The organism is Terrabacter sp. Ter38 (assembly GCF_024519435.1).
Lineage (GTDB): Bacteria > Actinomycetota > Actinomycetes > Actinomycetales > Dermatophilaceae > Terrabacter.
Genome location: NZ_JALJRZ010000012.1, coordinates 47,674 through 65,654, shown reverse-complemented (window position 1 = coordinate 65,654; position 17,981 = coordinate 47,674). Strand labels below are relative to the sequence as shown.

The 17,981-nt window shown below is 71.0% G+C and carries 15 protein-coding genes and 1 riboswitch; of the genes, 5 read left to right on the top strand and 10 right to left on the bottom strand.

The features are described 5' to 3' along the window. Positions 1-87 precede the first annotated feature (87 nt). Together NR112_RS19950 and NR112_RS19945 are read left to right on the top strand one after the other, a co-directional pair. A complete protein-coding gene (locus NR112_RS19950; RefSeq protein WP_256796040.1) occupies positions 88-1,128 on the top strand; it encodes a PseG/SpsG family protein in 1,041 nt (346 codons plus the stop codon). Positions 1,129-1,161: 33 nt separating this feature from the next. After that, entirely contained in the window at positions 1,162-2,562 is a 1,401-nt protein-coding gene (locus NR112_RS19945; protein ID WP_256796039.1) for a cytidylyltransferase domain-containing protein, read from the top strand. Here NR112_RS19945 and NR112_RS19940 read toward each other — a convergent pair whose 3' ends face one another. The 5 genes from NR112_RS19940 to NR112_RS19920 all read right to left on the bottom strand — a co-directional run bounded on the left by NR112_RS19940 (position 2,563) and on the right by NR112_RS19920 (position 6,667). Next, the gene (locus tag NR112_RS19940) at positions 2,563-3,339 is read right to left on the bottom strand and encodes an ABC transporter ATP-binding protein (protein WP_256796038.1); all 777 of its coding nucleotides are present in this window, start codon (positions 3,337-3,339) and stop codon (positions 2,563-2,565) included. A gap of 1 nt (position 3,340) precedes the next feature. Next, positions 3,341-4,135: an ABC transporter permease gene (locus tag NR112_RS19935; protein ID WP_256796037.1), complete on the bottom strand. Its 795-nt coding sequence runs from the start codon at positions 4,133-4,135 to the stop codon at positions 3,341-3,343. Further along, positions 4,135-5,121, bottom strand: coding sequence for a glycosyltransferase family 2 protein (locus NR112_RS19930; protein WP_256796036.1), 987 nt, complete (start codon positions 5,119-5,121; stop codon positions 4,135-4,137). The genes NR112_RS19935 and NR112_RS19930 overlap by 1 nt, the downstream gene beginning before the upstream one ends. 188 nt (positions 5,122-5,309) lie before the next feature. After that, the gene (locus NR112_RS19925) at positions 5,310-6,473 is read right to left on the bottom strand and encodes an acyl-CoA dehydrogenase family protein (RefSeq protein WP_256796035.1); all 1,164 of its coding nucleotides are present in this window, start codon (positions 6,471-6,473) and stop codon (positions 5,310-5,312) included. A gap of 41 nt (positions 6,474-6,514) precedes the next feature. Continuing rightward, positions 6,515-6,667, bottom strand: coding sequence for a hypothetical protein (locus NR112_RS19920; protein ID WP_256796034.1), 153 nt, complete (start codon positions 6,665-6,667; stop codon positions 6,515-6,517). Positions 6,668-6,778: 111 nt separating this feature from the next. Beyond that, positions 6,779-6,898, top strand: a riboswitch (SAM riboswitch). An 88-nt stretch (positions 6,899-6,986) separates the two neighbouring features. On the opposite strand from NR112_RS19920, the gene NR112_RS19915 reads away from it, so the two are divergent. The 3 genes from NR112_RS19915 to recQ are packed head-to-tail and all read left to right on the top strand — an operon-like array spanning position 6,987 to position 11,393. Next, positions 6,987-8,303: a bifunctional o-acetylhomoserine/o-acetylserine sulfhydrylase gene (locus tag NR112_RS19915; protein ID WP_256796033.1), complete on the top strand. Its 1,317-nt coding sequence runs from the start codon at positions 6,987-6,989 to the stop codon at positions 8,301-8,303. A 40-nt stretch (positions 8,304-8,343) separates the two neighbouring features. Continuing rightward, positions 8,344-9,402 (top strand): LD-carboxypeptidase, encoded by a 1,059-nt coding sequence (locus tag NR112_RS19910; RefSeq protein WP_256796032.1) that lies wholly within the window; start codon positions 8,344-8,346, stop codon positions 9,400-9,402. A gap of 35 nt (positions 9,403-9,437) precedes the next feature. Continuing rightward, positions 9,438-11,393, top strand: a complete 1,956-nt coding sequence (recQ, locus tag NR112_RS19905) for a DNA helicase RecQ (protein WP_256796031.1) — start codon at positions 9,438-9,440, stop codon at positions 11,391-11,393. A gap of 13 nt (positions 11,394-11,406) precedes the next feature. Here the strand turns inward: recQ and NR112_RS19900 are convergent, their stop codons facing one another. The 5 genes from NR112_RS19900 to neuC all read right to left on the bottom strand — a co-directional run bounded on the left by NR112_RS19900 (position 11,407) and on the right by neuC (position 17,978). Then, positions 11,407-13,299, bottom strand: coding sequence for a Na+/H+ antiporter (locus NR112_RS19900; protein WP_256796030.1), 1,893 nt, complete (start codon positions 13,297-13,299; stop codon positions 11,407-11,409). Positions 13,300-13,361: 62 nt separating this feature from the next. Then, positions 13,362-14,543 carry a DegT/DnrJ/EryC1/StrS family aminotransferase gene (locus NR112_RS19895; RefSeq protein ID WP_256796029.1) on the bottom strand — a complete coding sequence of 394 codons (1,182 nt, stop codon included), beginning with the start codon at positions 14,541-14,543 and terminating at the stop codon, positions 13,362-13,364. Then, positions 14,540-15,637: an SDR family NAD(P)-dependent oxidoreductase gene (locus tag NR112_RS19890; protein ID WP_256796028.1), complete on the bottom strand. Its 1,098-nt coding sequence runs from the start codon at positions 15,635-15,637 to the stop codon at positions 14,540-14,542. The genes NR112_RS19895 and NR112_RS19890 overlap by 4 nt, the downstream gene beginning before the upstream one ends. A 68-nt stretch (positions 15,638-15,705) precedes the next feature. Then, positions 15,706-16,761: a nucleotidyltransferase family protein gene (locus tag NR112_RS19885; protein ID WP_256796027.1), complete on the bottom strand. Its 1,056-nt coding sequence runs from the start codon at positions 16,759-16,761 to the stop codon at positions 15,706-15,708. After that, positions 16,758-17,978 (bottom strand): UDP-N-acetylglucosamine 2-epimerase, encoded by a 1,221-nt coding sequence (neuC, locus tag NR112_RS19880; protein WP_256796026.1) that lies wholly within the window; start codon positions 17,976-17,978, stop codon positions 16,758-16,760. The genes NR112_RS19885 and neuC overlap by 4 nt, the downstream gene beginning before the upstream one ends. Positions 17,979-17,981 lie beyond the last annotated feature (3 nt).

Sequence of the window (17,981 nt, the reverse complement as noted above, 5' to 3'; positions counted from 1 at the left end):
TCCGCCGGTCCGGCCGCCCCTCCGCCGGATCCGGCTGGGACCTCACCCGCAGCGGAGGCGTCTCGCCGCGTCCGGCACACTGGGTCCATGCCGGCCCACATCGCTTTGCGCTGCGACGCCCACCCTGCGACGGGCACCGGACACGTCGTGCGCTGCCTCGCCCTCGGAGACGAGCTGACGGCGCGTGGGGCACAGGTGACCATCTGGGGCGAGATCACTGGGGTGCCGTGGCTGCAGAAGCAGGTCGAGGCGCGCGGGTTCGCCGTCCTCCCCGCACCCGTGGACCCGGACGCACTCGCAGCCGAGGCGTCGCACCGAGGCATCGACGCCATGGTGCTGGACGGGTACCACCTAGACAGCCGGATCGCGGCCGCCCTGGGCGCCGCGGACATCGTGGCTCTGTCCGTGCTCGACGACACGTTCGGCGGCGGCCATGAGGCAGACCTCTACCTCGACCAGAACTTCGGGGCCCGACCTCTTGCGCGGGTCCCCCGCGAGCGACAGCTGCTCGGCCTCGACTACGCCCTCTTCCGCGACGAGGTGCTCCGACATCGACCGGCGTCCCCCCGCAGCATGAACGGCAGCCCTCCGCGAGTGCTCGCGGTCTTCGGCGGATCGGACCCGTACGCCGCGGCACCCGTGGTCGTGCCGCTCCTACTGGCCACCGGGCGCGCTGTCGACATCGTCGCGGTCGCTGCGCGCCAGGAGGTGGCCGACGCTCTCGATGCCGTGAGCATCGGACCGGGCCAACGTCTCGACGTGGTGTCGCCGACGCCCGACCTGGCCCGCCTGGCCGCGACCTGCGACCTGGCCGTGACGGCGGCCGGAAGCTCGGTCTGGGAGTTCCTCTGCCTGGGCCTGCCGTCGCTGCTCGTGTGTGTCGTGGACAACCAGGCTCCGGGGTACGAAGCCGTCACGGAGCAAGGCCTGGCCGTACCCTTCGGACACCTCTCGGAGCTGCGCGACGACCCGGCCGCACGTGCCACTGCGGTCGCGGCAGCGGCCGACCTCATGGGTGACCCGGGCCGGTGCACGACCCTCTCAGAGCGCGGCATGGCCCTCGTGGACGGGCTGGGTCGGTCCCGGGTGGCGGATGCACTTCTCGGTGCGGTCGCGCGCCGTCGCTAGCCTGTCGTCCACACCACCTTGGAGGTTCCCACCGTGCCGCGCACCCGCGTCGTCATCCAGTCACGTCTCAACTCCTCCCGTCTGCCGGGCAAGGCCATGCTCACGATCGCGGGCATGCCCCTCATCGAGCTCGTCGCCCGGCGAGCGAGTCGGGGTGGCCACGAGGTGGTCGTGGCCACGAGCGAGGAGCAGTACGACGAACGCATCGCCGCGCATCTCTCGACAGTGAGGATCCCTGTCGTCCGAGGCTCACTCGACGACGTGCTCGGCCGCTTCGTCCAGGCCACCGCAGATCTGGCTCCCGAGGATCGTGTGGTCCGTCTGACGGGCGACAACCCGGTCGCCGATGCCGACCTGGTCGACGAGCTGCTCGCCGCCCTCGAGTCCAGCGACCACACGTATGGGCGGGTGGACATCGACCAGGTCCCGGAGGGCCTCGGGGCCGAGGCGTTCAGCGTGGCCGCGCTGCGGGAGGCAGACTCCTCCGCGACGGCAGCCTATGACCGGGAGCACGTCACCCCGTGGCTGCGCCGCACGCTCGGTGAGCTCTTGTTCGTGCCGCAGGGCTGCCCCGACGACGTCCACGCGTACCGGGCCACCGTCGACACCCTCGGCGACTACGTGCGCGTCTCGAGCCTGTTCGACGACGTCGCGGACCCGGTCGGGCGCCCGTGGCTCGAGTTCATGAACGACCTCGCCAGCAGTGTCGACGCCGCAGGTCCCCAGATTCCGTCGGCGATGTCCGCCGCCGGACGCCTGTCACGAGTCGTCCTCTCTGCCCAGGCGTTCGACGGGGACGACCCGGCGCACGACTCGAGCAAGCCGGCGGAGCGCGCCGAGCGCCTGCGGGGGCTCCTGGCGGGCGCCATCGAACGTGGTGTCACACATGTGGACGTCGGTCGTGCCGACGGACGCAGTGAAGAGCTCTTGCGCAGCTCTGCCGAGCCGGCCCTCGTCAAGCGATTCGGGTTGATCTGCCGACTGTGGGCCCCGGCGCTCGAGGATGACGCGTGCCCAGAGGCATACGGGGTCGCCGTCGAGGCATCGGTCGAGCGCAGCTTCGCCAACCTGGGTCGCCGCGGAGTCGACGCCCTCGTCTTCCCCGACGCCGTCACCGCCGCTCGTGGATGGGAGCGCGCTCAGCGCTACCGGGCGGAGGGTCTGGCCCGCAGCCTCGGACTCGTCGCCCGCTCCGTCGCCGACCTCGAGTGGGCGGCGCAGAGCCCCGACGTCGGCTACGTCGAGGTGGGCACGCCCGACGATGCCGCGACGAGTGACCTGATCGCCGAGCTGGCGACGCGTGGCTGTGTCCTGGTGGTGCGCCAGGCCACAGCCGTGACGGACCGGGCCGTGCCCTCGTGGGCCGCCGCAGTCCTCGTCACCGCGCTCGACACCACGGCCTTCGACCGGGCCGCCGCCGCGGTCGACTCCTGATCACGCCGACGAGGCGTTGTACTGCTCCAGAACGTCCTCCATCGGTCCGTCGGCGACGAGGCGTCCCGACTGGAGATAGAGGCCGCGCGTGCAGAACCGTCGGAGGTCGGCTTCCGAGTGCGACACCAGGAAGAGGGTGCGCCCTTGTGACAGAAGATCCTCCATGCGCTGGTAGCACTTCTCGCGGAACGCCCGGTCACCCACGGCCAGCACCTCGTCCACGAGGACGATGGGCTCGTCGAGCGTCGTGATGAGTGCGAAGCCCAGGCGGACCTGCATTCCGGAGGAGAAGTGCCTGAAGGGCATGTCGAGGCCCTGCCTGACCTGAGGTCCGGCAAAGTCGACGATGTCGTCGAAGCGCTCGCTGATCTCGTGCTTGTCGAGGCCGTGGAGACCCGCCGTCAGCAGGACGTTCTCGCGCGCCGACAGCTCGCCGAGAAAACCTCCGGTGAGCTCGATGAGCGGGGCGACGCCGCCCTGGACCTTCACCGAGCCCTCGTCGGGCAGCAGAACGCCGGCGATCATCTTGAGCAACGTGCTCTTCCCACCGCCGTTCGAGCCGACGAGCCCGACGGCCTCCCCCGGACCGACGCTGAACGAGACGTCCTTCAGTGCCCAGAAGGTCTCCTTGGGGGCGGTGTTCTCGCGGCGCAGCGCCATCTCACGCAAGGAGAGCTTGCGCCGTCGGGACCGGTAGAACTCGATCCCCAGACCGTCAGCGGTGATGACGTCCCGGGCGCTCGGTGTGCCGGCCTCGTGACCAGCGAGGGATCCCATCTCAGATCTCCTTGAGGACGGCACGCTCCATGCGTGCGAATGAGAGGGAACCCCACACGAGGAACCCGACCGACATGCTGGCGCCGATGAGCAGCGGCGCCAGCTGGATGCGCTCCGGGAAGAAGCCTGCCCGGTAGAGCTCGAGGATGCCGCTCAGCGGGTTGAACCACAGAACCGTCTGCAGCCAGTCGGGAGCCTTGTCGAGCGTGTAGATGATGGGAGTGCCGTAGAAGAGCATGCGCAGCACGATCCGGACGAGGCGGATCGTGTCGTCGGCGAGCACCGTCGCCGGAGCCAGGAGCAGTCCGATCCCCGTCAGGAGGATGAACTGGAGGACGAGTGCCACCGGGAAGAGGACGATACGCCAGTTCAGGGTCGTGTCCCCCTTGATGACGTAGAAGATCACGAAGGCCAGGAGCACCGGCAGGGACAACAGGAACTCGATGCCCTTGGCGATGACGGCACGGATCACCCAGAGCTCACGGGGCAGGTTCGTCGACCGGACGAGCTTGGCCTCGGCCACCAGGGCGCGGGCGGTCTCGTTGATCGAGGCGTTGAACCACTGCCATGGAAGCAGTCCGATGATGAGGAACAGGAAGTAGGGCTTGTGTCCTGCATCCGGTCGCTTGAAGATCACCGCGAAGACCAGGAAGTAGATGAGGGCCATCGCCAGAGGGTCGATGATGGTCCAGAGGTACCCCAACCAGCTGCGGGCGTAGCGGACCCGCAGGTCACGCCGCACCAGGGTCTGGAGGATGGCTCGGCGCGCCCAGATCCGGGAATAGCGCTCGAACATCAGAGTTCCTCTCCTTCAGGGACCAGCTGTCCCGGGCGGCTGGTGAGGAAACCCCAACCCCAGCTCAGGTGCATGGTCGCGAGAACCGCAGGTACGCGTACAGCCACCTTGGGTCCCGCGTGGCGACCGATCACGCCACCACCGACAACGATGCCGACGGCATACGCCGACGGGACAGCCCAGAGCGGGTGCCACACGAAGCCGCCGACGAGGCCGAGGGCCACGCCGACCACCGCGGCGGGCGGCGCGAGGTACCGCGCGTTGATCGACCCCTTGTGGCGTGTGGCCACGACTCTGCGCCACCGTCCGTAGTCACGGTACTGACGGGCCAGCGCCCGCAGGCTAGGACGCGGCCGGTACTCGACGGTGAGCGCGGGATCGAACCACACGACTCCCCCGGACTGCCGGATGCGGTAGTTGAGCTCCCAGTCCTGGGCGCGGGTGAACCGGGGGTCGTACCCACCCGCCGCGTCGAGCCACTCGCGACGGAAGACGCCGAGATAGACGGTCTCAGCGGGTCCGGGCTCCCCTCCGGTGTGGAAGCGGGCGCCGCCCACGCCGAGCGGCGACGTCATCGCCAGCGCGATGGCCTTCTCGATGTCGGTCAGGCCCACGGCGCGCATGATGCCGCCGACGTTCGCGGCGCCGGTCTCGTCCAGCACCTGGACGGCGTGGGTGATGTAACCGCTGCTCAGGAAGCCATGGCCGTCGACACGCACGATGATGTCGTGCTCGGACGCGGCCACCGCGAGGTTGAGAGCCTCGGGCGTACGGCCCGAGGGGTTCTCGACGACCGTGATCCGCGGGTCTCGTGCAGCGAGCCGACGGGCGACCCCGAGCGTGTCGTCATGCCCCGGACCGACGGCCAGGACCACTTGGAGCGCACCGGGGTACTCCTGTGCCACGACCGCGCCGACCGCAAACTCCAGGTGCTGCTCCTCGTTGAGCAAGGGCATGATGACGCTGACCGGAGGTGATGGGTCCACGCGCGGAGGTCCTTCCCGTTCGGGTCGATGGTGGAGCAGGCGATCGCGACCCGCACCGGGCCGAGTCAGCCTACCGTCCCGAGAACCTGTTCCTGCCACGCCGGGACGCGCTGGGAAGGCGCTGGACGCACGATGGAAGCCGCGCTCACCCTAGTCCGTCGGACTGGCCCCACCCGAAGGTCGAGCGGCTACCGAAGGACCTGACGGGCCATGACCAGGCGCTGGACCTGGTTGGTGCCCTCGTAGATCTGGGTGATCTTGGCGTCACGCATCATCCGCTCGAGCGGGAAGTCGCTCGTGTAGCCCGCTCCGCCGAGCAGCTGCACGGCGTCGGTCGTGATCTTCATCGCGACGTCGGAGGCGTAGCACTTGGCGGCCGCACCGAAGAAGGTGAGGTCCTTGTCGCCGCGCTCGGACTTGGCGGCCGCGACGTAGACCATCTGGCGAGCGGCCTCGAGCTCCATCGCCATGTCGGCCAGCATGAACTGGATGCCCTGGAAGTCGGCGATGCGCGTGCCGAACTGTTTGCGGTCCTTGACGTAGCTCACGGCCTGGTCGAGGGCGCCCTGGGCGATGCCGACGGCCTGGGCACCGATGGTGACGCGCGTGTGGTCGAGCGTGCGCAGAGCGATCTTGAGTCCGTCGCCGACCTCACCGACGACGCGGTCGCCGGGGATCCGGACGTGGTCGAAGATCAGCTCACGCGTGGGGCTGCCCTTGATGCCGAGCTTGCGCTCCTTCTCACCGAAGGTGAAGCCCTCGTCGGACTTCTCGACGACGAACGCCGTGACATTGCCGCCGCGGGGTCCGTCGGGGTCGGTGACGGCAAGCACCGTGTAGTACTCCGACACGCCGGCGTTCGTGATCCACGACTTCTGGCCGCTGAGCACCCAGCCGTCGCCGTCCTGGCGGGCCCGGCACTTCATCGACGCGGTGTCGGAGCCGGCCTCACGCTCGGACAGGCCGTAGGAGAAGGTCGTCTCGCCCTTGGCGAGGGGCGGCAGGTACCGGGCCTTGACGTCGTCGCTCGCGGCGAGGATGAGCGGGAGGGAGCCCAACTTGTTGACGGCCGGGATGAGGGACGCGGAGGCGTCGACCCGGGCAACCTCCTCGATGACGATGCACGTCGCGAGGGCGTCCGCACCGACACCGTCGTACTCCTCGGGCACGTGCGGGGCGAAGAAGTCGGAGGCGACGAGGGCGTCGTGCGCCTCCTGGGGATAGCGCGCCTCCTCGTCGACGGCGGCGGCGTACGGGGCGATCTTGTCCTCGGCAACCGCACGGACCGCCTCACGCAGTGCCTCGTGGTCCTCGCTGGTCCGGAACAGGTCGAAGTCGGAATTCGTGCTCACGAACCATGATCCTACTCGCGAGTTCGGATTAGTAGGACGTCCTAGTGATTCACGCCACGGAGGGCGATCTCCTCGGTGACGACCCGCTCGGGCGAGACCCGCGGGGACACCCGGACCGTCGTCCCGGCGGGCAGCGCGTCGACCTGCCGGGCCTCGATCGTGGCCAGCGCGCCGTACGCGGCGAGCGACCCCAACCAAGCCCGACCCCCGTTCGACGCGGCCCCGCGCTCTCGTCGGACAGGGGCCGTCCACGATGAGGACACGCCCTCCCACCTGGCGGACACGCATACGTACACTCGTCGGTAGGTCATGAGCGCCAGCGACAAGCCCCGGCTCGCTGGCCGGCAACCCTCCAACCGCGGTGGGGTGCCCCGGGTGAAGACCTGGCCCGTCGACGCCACCCGGCGCTCGGGCAAGCGCGGAGAGCCTCTCTCCCGCACCGACCCGTCGGTGCACGGGCCCGGTGACACGGGACCCGGTCAGCGACACGACCCAGGAAGAGCAGGACGACCGATGACCGAGCCCAGCTGGTCCTTCGAGACCAAGCAGATCCACGCCGGCCAGGCACCCGACAGCGCCACGGGAGCCCGCGCGCTGCCGATCTACCAGACGACGAGCTACGTCTTCAACGACACCGACCACGCCGCGAACCTCTTCGGGCTCAAGGAGTTCGGCAACATCTACACCCGCCTGATGAACCCGACGACCGACGTCGTCGAGCAGCGCATCGCGGCACTCGAGGGCGGTGTCGGCGCGCTCCTCGTCGCCTCGGGCCAGGCCGCCGAGACGCTCGCCGTGCTCAACATCGCCGAGGCCGGTGACCACGTCGTCGTCTCCCCCAGCCTCTACGGCGGGACGTTCAACCTCTTCAAGCACACGCTGCCGAAGTTCGGCATCGAGGTCGGCTTCGTCGAGGACCCCACGTCGATCGACTCGTGGCGCGCGGCGATCCGCCCCAACACCAAGCTCCTCTTCGGCGAGACCATCGCCAACCCCAAGAGCGAGATCCTCGACATCGAGGCGGTCGCGGCCCTCGCGCACGAGCACGGCGTGCCGCTCGTCGTCGACAACACCGTCGCGACGCCCTACCTCATCCGCCCGATCGAGTGGGGGGCCGACATCGTCGTGCACTCGGCGACGAAGTACCTCGGCGGTCACGGCACCTCGATCGCCGGCGTCATCGTCGACGCGGGCACCTTCGACTTCGGCGCCGACCCGGAGAAGTTCCCCAACTACAACACACCCGAGGAGAGCTACCACGGGCTCGTCTTCGCCCGCGACCTCGGCGTCGGCAGCCCGCTCGGCGCCAACCTCGCCTTCATCCTCAAGGCTCGTGTCCAGCTGCTGCGCGACCTCGGGCCGGCCGCGTCGCCCTTCAACGCCTTCCTCATCGCCCAGGGCATCGAGACGCTGTCGCTGCGCATCGAGCGCCACCTCGAGAACGCCCACCAGGTCGCCGCCTACCTCCAGGGTCACGACCAGGTCGAGAAGGTCGTGTGGGCATCCTTGCCGGACAGCCCGTTCCACGCCCTCGCAGAGAAGTACACGCCGCGTGGCGCCGGCGCCGTGCTCTCGTTCGAGATCGCCGGGGGTCTAGAGGCGGGCAAGAAGTTCGTCGAGGCGCTGACCCTGCACAGCCACGTCGCGAACATCGGCGACGTGCGCTCGCTCGTCATCCACCCGGCGTCGACGACGCACTCCCAGGGCCCCGACGCGGACCGCCTCGCTGCGGGCGTGACACCGGGTCTCGTCCGGCTCTCGGTCGGCATCGAGCACATCGACGACATCGTCGCCGACCTCGAGCAGGGCTTCACGGCCGCCAAGGCCTGACCCACCCCCCACCTCCCGAAACCGGCTGAAGCGGATCGGCATGGCTGGCACGATGGCAGCCATGCCGATCCGCTACCCCGCCCCACTGCGCCCCGGCGACCGGATCGGCGTGACGTCGCCGAGCTCCGGCGTCTCCGACGAGCTCTGGGGACGGTTCACGTATGCCGTCCAGTGCCTGCGCGACCGCGGCTTCGACGTCGTCCTGGGCGAGCTCAACCACGCGCCGAGCCACGTGAGCGGGCCCCGCGAGGCCCGCGCCGCAGAGCTCATGGAGATGCTCCTCGACCCGAGCATCCGGGCGGTCGTCCCGCCGTGGGGCGGTGAGACCGGCATCGACCTGCTCGACCTGCTCGACCTCGACGCGGTCGCCGCGGCCGAGCCGACGTGGTGCGTCGGCTTCTCCGACACCTCGACCTGGCTGACCCCGCTCACCCTCACGACCGGCATCGCGACGATCCACGGGCAGAACCTCATGGACACCCCGTATGCCGTGCCGGACGGCATACTGCACTGGGTCGACGTGGCGGGTGCCGTGGCCGGGGACGAGCTGCGGCAGCACTCGCCGGGGCGGCACCGCTCCGGCGGCTGGGACGACTACGCCGGCAACCCGACGGTCTCCGAGATGACCCTCGCGGGCCGCGGCACGTGGACCCGCATCGATCCGGGCCACGAGGGCGAGCCGGTGACCGTGACGGGCCGCCTCGTCGGCGGCTGCGTCGAGACCGTCGGCTTCCTCGCGGGCGGAGCCTTCGGCGACACGAGTGCCTTTGCCGCACACCACGCGCCCGAGGGCACCATCGTGCTGCTCGACATCGCCGAGTGGAACTCGTACGACATCTGCCGTGCCCTGCACGCGATGCGCCTGCGTGGTTGGTTCGACGCCGCGAGCGGCATCCTCGTGTCCCGGACCAGCGCGCCCGAGCCGCACGGCTTCACGCAGCACGCGGCGGTCGTCGACGCCCTCGGGATGCTCGGCGTTCCCATCGTCGCCGACGTCGAGTGCGGCCACGTCGCGCCGTTCCTCGCGCTCGTCCAGGGCGCCCTGACGACGGTCGTCCACGACGGCGACACCCACACGGTCACGCAGCGGCTCGTCTGAGGCCGGTCGGCGGTGACAGGTACGCTCGCCGGGTCATGGAGAAGCAGCTGGTCGGGTCCGAGCTCGAGGTCATCGGCACCGAGGTGACGCGCGAGGCACCCGTCGCCGCGGACCAGGGCTCGCACGACGAGGGGGCGGCTGGTCGCGTCCTGCACGACGTCTTCGGGTTCAGCTCGTTCCGCGGGGCCCAGCAGGCGATCGTCGACCGCGTCGTGGCGGGTCACGACACCGTCGTGCTCATGCCCACCGGGGGCGGCAAGTCCCTCTGCTACCAGCTGCCCGCGCTCGTGCGGCCCGGCGTCGGCATCGTCGTGTCGCCACTCATCGCGCTCATGCACGACCAGGTCGAGGCGCTGCGCCTGCTCGGTGTGCGAGCGGCCTTCTGGAACTCCACGTCGTCCGCCGAGGAGTCCGACGCCGTCCGCCGCGACGTGCGTGAGGGCCGCCTCGACCTGCTCTACGTCGCTCCCGAGCGCCTGCTCATGCCCTCGTTCCTGCGTCTGCTCGACGACGCGGCCGCCGGCGCCGGCATCGCACTCTTCGCCATCGACGAGGCGCACTGCGTGTCGCAGTGGGGCCACGACTTCCGGCCGGAGTACCTCCGTATCGCCGAGGTCACCGCACGGTTCCCCGGTGTGCCGCGCATCGCCCTGACCGCCACTGCCGACGCGCTCACCCGCACCGAGATCCACCAACGGCTGCGCCTCGACGGCGCGGCTGAGTTCGTCTCGAGCTTCGACCGACCCAACATCCGCTACGTCGTCGAGGAGAAGAGCGACGCACGCGCCCAGCTGCTGCGCTTCCTCGAGCGCGGCAGCGACGGCGCAGGCCTCCGCGGCTCCGCCGGCATCGTCTACTGCCAGTCACGCAAACGCACCGACGAGATCTCGGCGCTGCTGCGCCAGCAGGGCTACGACGCGATCGCCTATCACGCCGGCCTGCCCAACGAGGCGAGGGCCGCCGCCCAGCAACGGTTCCGTCGTGACGAGGGAGTGATCGTCGTGGCGACCATCGCCTTCGGCATGGGCATCGACAAGCCCGACGTGCGGTTCGTCGCACACGTCGACCTCCCGAAGAGCCTCGAGGGCTACTACCAGGAGACCGGGCGGGCGGGCCGCGACGGCGAGCCGGCGGTGGCGTGGATGGCCTACGGCCTCGCCGACGTCGTGCAGCAGCGCTCGTTCATCATGAGGTCCGACGGCAGTCCCGAGCACCAGCGCGTCGACTCGATGAAGCTCGACGCGATGCTCGGGTACGCCGAGGCCTCCTCGTGCCGGCGGCGCCTGCTGCTCGCCTACTTCGACGAGGAGTCCGGCGACTGCGGCAACTGCGACACCTGTCTGGAGCCGCCACAGCTGTGGGACGCCACCGTGCCCGCGCAGAAGGTGCTCTCGGCCGTGATCCGCACGGGTCAGCGCTTCGGCGCGGGGCACGTCATCGACGTGCTGCTCGGCAAGCGCACGGACAAGGTCGTGAGCTGGCAGCACGACGAGCTGCCGACGTTCGGGGTGGGCAGCGATCTCGCCGACCGGGAGTGGCGCTCGGTCATCCGCCAGCTCGTGGCGCGCTCGGTGCTGGTCCCCGACCCGGACCGGATGGGTGCCCTCACCATCACGGAGGCGGCCCGACCGATCCTCGACGGCGTGGAGAGGGTCGAGCTGCGTCGGCTCTCGCCCGCGCCGGCACGCAGCCGTTCGTCGTCAGGCTCGCGGTCGCCCAGGACCGGTGCCGGGACCGGAGCCGGTGCCGCGGCCGGGGCCAGCCCTGCCGACCGGGCGCTCTTCGAGCTGCTGCGCACCAAACGGCGGTCGATCGCCGACGCCGAGGGTGTGCCGGCCTACGTCGTCCTGCCCGACCGCACGCTGTGGGAGCTGGTGAGGGCCCGACCGGGCAGCACGGCCGAGCTGCTCAGGGTCAACGGCATCGGGCCGGTCAAGGCAGAGAAGTACGGCGCGGCGTTCCTGACCCTGCTGGCCCAGCACTCCGGCTGACCGAGCCACGGCTTCAGCCGACGACCTCGTCGATGAAGCACCAGCGCCAGGCCTCCCCCGGCTCGATGGAGCGCATCACGGGGTGCTGCGTCTCGTGGAAGTGAGCCGTGGCGTGCTTCATCTCGGAGGAGTCGCAGCAGCCGACGTGCCCGCACTGGAGGCACAGGCGCAGGTGCACCCACGTCGTGCCGTCGCGGAGGCACTCCTCGCAGCCCTCGGGAGTTCGTGGTTCGACGCAGGAGTCGGTGTCCTGGAGGTGCTCACAGGGAGCCTCGATCGTGTCCACGGGCAACATCTCACTCTCTGCCAGGCGGCTCTCCTGGTCGTCGATGCGGTCGAGCATGGTCTCCTCGAGGTCCAGTGTGCCAAGGACGACGCGGAGCACGACGTGGTCGGCCCGCCCCTCGTCCCGCAGCCGGAGCACCTCGTCGCGCTCGGCCTGCAGCATCTGCATGCGGGCGCGTCGGTAGCGGGCGCTCGGCGTCTCGTCCGCGTCACCGCTGCGCGGCCCGAGCCGTTCCCACATCTGGTTGAGCCGGTCCTCGGACCGCGACCGCAGCATCTCCCGGGTCGCCTCGTCGACGTCGTCCATCCGGTCGAGCACGTCGAGGCCCGAACGCGTGGCGGCCTGCAGCACGGTGGCTGCCTGGAGTGCGTCCTCACGCGGGTCCGGCCCTCGCACGTCCAGCCAGCGGGCGAGGGTCGGCAGGGTGGTGCCCTGGATCAGGAGGGTGCCGATGGTCACGACGACGGCGATGAGGACGAGGACGTCGCGATGCGGGTTCGCCGGGCCCTGAGGGAGGAGCAGGGCGGCCGCCAGCGTCACCACGCCGCGCATGCCGGCCCACGAGAGCACGACGGTGTGCGTCCACGGGGCGTGCGCCTCGTTGTGGAAGACCCGCGTGCTGAGGAAGCGGAAGGGGACGAGCCACAGTGGGCGCAGCACCAGGACGGCGACGAGCGTGCCGACGGCCGCCAGCGCGATCTGCCCTGCCGACAGGGTGGAGGCGCGGACGCTGTCGAGGACGTAGTAGACCTGCAGCCCGATGAGGAGGAAGACGGCGTTCTCGAGGAGGAACTGGATCGAGGACCAGTTGATCCGCTCACTGATGCGTGAGGCGCCGGTCTGGGTGCGCGGCGACCTGTGACCGAGGACGAGACCTGCCGTCACCACGGCGATGACTCCCGAGGCGTGCAGCTCCTCCGCCGGGACGTAGGCCGCGAAGGGGACCATGAACGACAGCACCGTGTCGAAGGCCGGCTCGGTCGAGAAGTGCCGCCGCAGCACGGAGACGACGAGGGCCACCCCGACGCCGATCGCGATGCCGCCGACCGACGCCCAGGCGAAGTCGAGCACGACGCCACCGAAGGACAGGCCGCCGGACGACACGCTCGATGCGAGGCCTGCTGCGGCCAGGGCCGTGCGCAGGGAGACGAGGGCGGTCGCGTCGTTGACGAGCGACTCCCCCTCGAGGATGGACACCAGCCGGCGAGGCAGGCCGATGCGGCGGCCGATCGCCGTGGCCGCGACCGCGTCCGGAGGGGCGACGACCGCGCCGATCGCGAAGGCCACGGCGAAGTCGAGGCCCAGCGCCCACCGCAGGAAGATCGCGACCCCGAGCGCCGTGAAGAGCACGAGCCCGACGGACAGGCTGAGGATGACGCCACGGTTGTTGCGGAAGTCGACGAGCGAGGTCTGGATCGCGGCGGCATAGAGCAGGGGCGGGAGGATCCCGAGCAGCACGACCTCGGGGCTCAGGGCCACCTCGGGCACGAACGGCAGGTACGAGCCCAGGATGCCGACGACGATGAGGACGAGGGGCGCCGGCAGGTCGAAGCGGTCGGCGAGCCACGCCCCCCCGAGGACGGTGGCTGCGATCGCGAGCAGCCCGATGGCGATCTCCACGTCGACATCCTGCCCCACGCCGCGACGCGGTGCGTCGGGCGTCCGTCCCGGACGAAGCCGGCCTAGGCGAAGAAGGAGCGCACCGCCGCGACGACGCGGTCCTGGTCGCCGTCGGTCAGCTCGGTCGCGCAGGGCAGCGAGAGACCGCGGGCGAACAGGCCGTCACCGACCACCCCGCCGACGAGCGGCGCCGACAGGAAGGGTGGCTGGTCGTGCAGCGGCCGCCACAGCGCCCGCGCACCGACGCCGAGCCCGTTGAGGTGCGCGAGGAACTCGTCGCGCCCGCGCCCGTCGGACTCGGGCACGAGGACCGAGTAGAGCCAGTACGTCGCGTCGAGGCCGTCGACGCGCGGCGGCAGGACGAGCGGCAGGTCGGCGAAGGCCTCGTCGTAGCGCGCCGCGATGCGGTGCTTGGCCGCGACGAACTCGTCGAGCCGCTCGAGCTGGGCGAGGCCGAGGCCCGCCGCGATGTTCGTGAGGCGGTAGTTGTAGCCGACCTCGTCGTGGAGGTAGCCGACGTCGGGCACCTTCGCCTGGGTCGTCAGGTGGCGGGCCCGGGCGGCGAGGTCGTCGTCGTCGGTGACGATCATGCCGCCACCGCCGGTCGTCGCGATCTTGTTGCCGTTGAAGGAGAAGCAGCCGATCCGGCCGACCGTGCCGGTGTGGCGCCCGGCGTAGGGCCCAGCCGTCCACGTCGCGCCGAGCGACTCCGCGGCGTCCTCGAGCACGGGTATGCCGTGCCGGTCGCAGGCGTCCATGAGCGGTCCCATGTCGGCGGGCTGGCCGAGGACGTGGACGATCTCGACGACCTTGGGCTGGGCCTCCCCGCCGGCCGCCCGGCGATCGAGCTCGCCCGCGAGCAGGCCCGGGTCGATGTTCCACGTCGTCGCCTCGGCGTCGACGAGGACGGGCCGTGCGCCGCAGTAGGCGATCGGGTTGACCGAGCCGACGAACGTGAAGTCGGAACAGACGACGTCGTCGTCGCGCTCGACCCCGAGCAGGATCAACCCGATGTGGATCGCGGCGGTGCCGGTCGCGCAGGCGATGGCGTGCTTCGACCCGACGCGCTCGGCGAAGCGCCGCTCGAACTCCGAGACGAAGGGTCCGACGGACGAGACGAAACCGGACTCGACGGCCTCGAGGACGTAGCGGCGCTCGAGCTCACCGATGTTGGGGACCGCGAGCGGGATCGTGCCCTCGGGGCCGCGGGCTCCGGGCGCGTGCGCCTCTCCGGTCGCGGTCACCGGTGGTACCGTCCGGCGGTCTCGGGGTCGACCCGCGGACGCAGCCACTCGGCGGTGGCCGCGAGGCCCTCCTCCAGCGACACGGTGGGCGCCCAGCCGAGCACCGCGTTGGCGAGCGAGGGGTCCGACAGCAGGATCTGCACCTCCGACCCCTCGGGCCGGACGCGGTCGCTCTCGGTGACGATCTCCGCGTCACTGCCGGTGACCTTGCGGCACAGCTCGACGACGTCGCCGACCGAGACGGTGCGTCCGGTGCCGAGCTGGATCGTCGTGCCGGGCGCGACGTCGGCCAGAGCCGCGCGGACGAAGCCGTCGGCCGTGTCGGCGACGAACGTGAAGTCGCGCTTCGGCGTCACGTCGCCGAGCTTGAGCTGGCTCGCACCGGCGAGCAGCTGCGACAGCACGGTCGGGATGACGGCGCGCGTCGACTGGCGGGGGCCGAACGTGTTGAACGGCCGCAGCGTCGTCACCGGCGTCTCGAAGGACAGGGCGTAGGACTCGCACATCTTGTCGGCCGAGATCTTCGTCGCCGAGTAGGGCGACTGGCCGCGGAGCGGGTGCGCCTCGGTGATCGGCACCGACTCGGGCGTGCCGTAGACCTCGGACGTCGACGTGTTGACCATCCGCGGCGTGCCGTGACGCCGGACGGCCTCGAGGACGTTGAGCGTGCCGATGACATTGGTCTCGACGTAGGAGCGGGGAGCCACGTAGGAGAAGGGGATCGCGATGAGCGCCGCGAGGTGGAGCACGACGTCGACGCCCTCGGTGGTCGCCATGACGTGCTCGGGGTCGCGGATGTCGCCGAGGACGACCTCGGCCTGCCCCTCGCGTACGGCGGCCCTGAACGCGTCCGACTCGTCGAGCCAACCCGTCGACCCGTTGGAGTTGTAGAGGCAGAAGGCGCGCACGTGCGCCCCGTCGGCGAGCAGCCGCTCGACGACGTGCGACCCGATGAAGCCGTCGGAGCCCGTGACGAGCACGGTCCTGCCGGCGACCGACCCCTCGACGGGTCGCGCGGTCAGCTCCATCTCAGGGATCTCGCCGTTGGTGCTCTGGCCGGAAAGTGTTGTCACAGCTGCCTTTTCATCGTCCATGTGTCTGCGTATGCCGTCTGCCACGTCAACGACGACCGTGGCGGTCACGTCGTCGCTCGCGCGGGCGCTCACGTCTCGCCCTTCGCCCGAGCCAGGTCCTTCGGGGTGCCGACGTCGATCCAGTCGCTCTGGATCGGCCATGCCGTCACCGGCTCGTCGCGCTCGAGACACGTCTCGACGAGGCCCGGCATCGTGCTGGCGCGCCCGGCCGGCAGCCAGGCGAGCGCCCGCGGCTCGACGGCATACACGGCGGCGTTGATGTCGAAGCTCAGCGTCGGCTTCTCCGAGACGCCCGTGACGCGCCCGTCGGTGCTCTCGACGACGCCGAACGGCACCTCGTGCTGGTAGGTGCGGGTCGCGACGGTGACCGCGGCCCCCGTCCGCCGGTGGGCGTCGAGCAGGTCGCTCGCGTCGAACTCGACCATGAGGTCGCCGTTCATGACGAGCACAGCGTGCTCGAGGTCGGGTCGCTCGTCGCGGAGCAGCGTCAGGGAGCCCGCGGTGCCGAGGGGTCGCTCCGGGTCCTCCCGGAGGTAGCGCACGGTGCACCCGAGACGGGAGCCGTCCCCGAGGTGCTCCTCGATCTGCTCGGCGAGGTAGTTGACGCTGACGTAGATCTCGCGGATGCCGTCACCGACGAGACCGAGGACGATCCACTCGAGGATCGAGCGGCCCGCGACGGTCATGAGCGGCTTCGGGGTGTCCTTCGTCAGGTCGCCGAGGCGCGTGCCGCGACCACCCGCCATGACGACGGCGACGTTGGGCAACGGTGCCGACCCGACGACGTCCGACAGGGTGTGCAGGCCGACGAGGGTGCGGTCGCCGGCGAGCTCGGGCACGGCAGAGATGCGCAGGGCCTGCATGAGGTCGAGGACGAGCGCCCGCGGTGACCCGGCGGCGACGAAGTGCGGCGTCCGCGTGGCGTGGTCGAGAGCGGCGTCGTCGAGGCTCGTGCCCTTGAGGAACGCTCGGCGCAGGTCGCCGTCGGTGAGCAGGCCGGCGAGGTGGTTCTCGTCGTCGACGAGCAGGCACACGAGGTTGCCGCTGCGGTCCACGACCTCGAGGGCGTCGCGGATCGTCGCGGTGGTCGGCGCGCACGCCGCGCGCAGGTCTCGCGCTGTCACTCCTCTTCCTCCTCGTTCGGGCGGCGGGCGCGTGACCGGCCCACCACCGGTGCGGGGGGCAGTTCCACGAAGTGCTTGGCCCGCGGGGCGAGCGCCGCTGTCCGAACGATATCGAGGATGGCGGCGCTGGCCGTACCCGTGCCGTAGGGGTTGGCGACGTGCGCCGCGTGCTCGCGCCAGCGGGGGCTGAGCGCGGTGCGGAGCGCCGCCTCGACGGCCTCGCGCCCCTCGGCCGCGTGGACCACGTTGTCGCCCCGCAGTCGACCGCGCTGACGCTCGCCGATGTCCACGGCCGGCACGTGCAGGGTCGCCGCCTCGATGACGCCCGAGCTCGAGTTGCCGACGACGACGTCGGCGGCCGCGAGGACGCGCGGGTAGTCGCGGCCGAGCGCGGCGACGAGCCGGAGGCGGGGCTCGCGTGCCGCGAGGCCGGTCAGCGCCGTGAGGATCTCGTCGCGACCCTCGTCCATGCCCGGGTGGGTGGCGACGACGGTGCCGCACGTGGCGAGCGCGGCCTCCGCCGCCTCGCGCGCCCACTGCCCGACGGGGGCGCCGGGCTGGGCGGTCGGCGGGTGGTACGTCAAGACCGCGAGCGGTCGCTCGACGGTCGTGCCGAGCAGCTCGCCGAGGTCGGCGTCCGGGATCGGCGACGCGGTCGCCAGGCGGTCGAGACCCGGGGCACCGGTCACGTGGACACGGTCAGCCGGCTCGCCGAGCTGGCGCACCCGGACCGCGGCGTCCTCGGACGCGACGCAGTGCTGGTCGGCGAGCTTCGTGACGGCGTGGCGGACCCGTTCGTCGAGTGCCCCCTCGGTCACCTCTCCCCCGTGCAGGTGCACGACGGGGACCCCGAGCAGGACGGCGGGCGGCACGACGTAGAGCAGCTCCCAGCGGTCGCCGAGCACGACGAGGACGTCGACGTGCTCGTCCTTCAGCGCACGGCCGCAGGCGCGCGCGAGCAGCGCACCCTGCTCGAGCTGCGCGTCGACCGTCACAGCGGTCATCGGCTCGGCCAGCGGCACGACGACCTTCCGCCAGGCCTCTCGAGGGGCCGTCGTCGGCAGGGCCGCGACGAGGTCGTCGGCGGCATACATCACCCCGGTCAGGACCCGCAGGGTCACGTCGTCCGCCGACTGCAGGGCCTCGAGCACCGCCGAGAGCGGTCCGAGGTCGGCGCGGGTCCCGACGAAGACGGCGACCGTGTGCGTGGGGGCCACGGG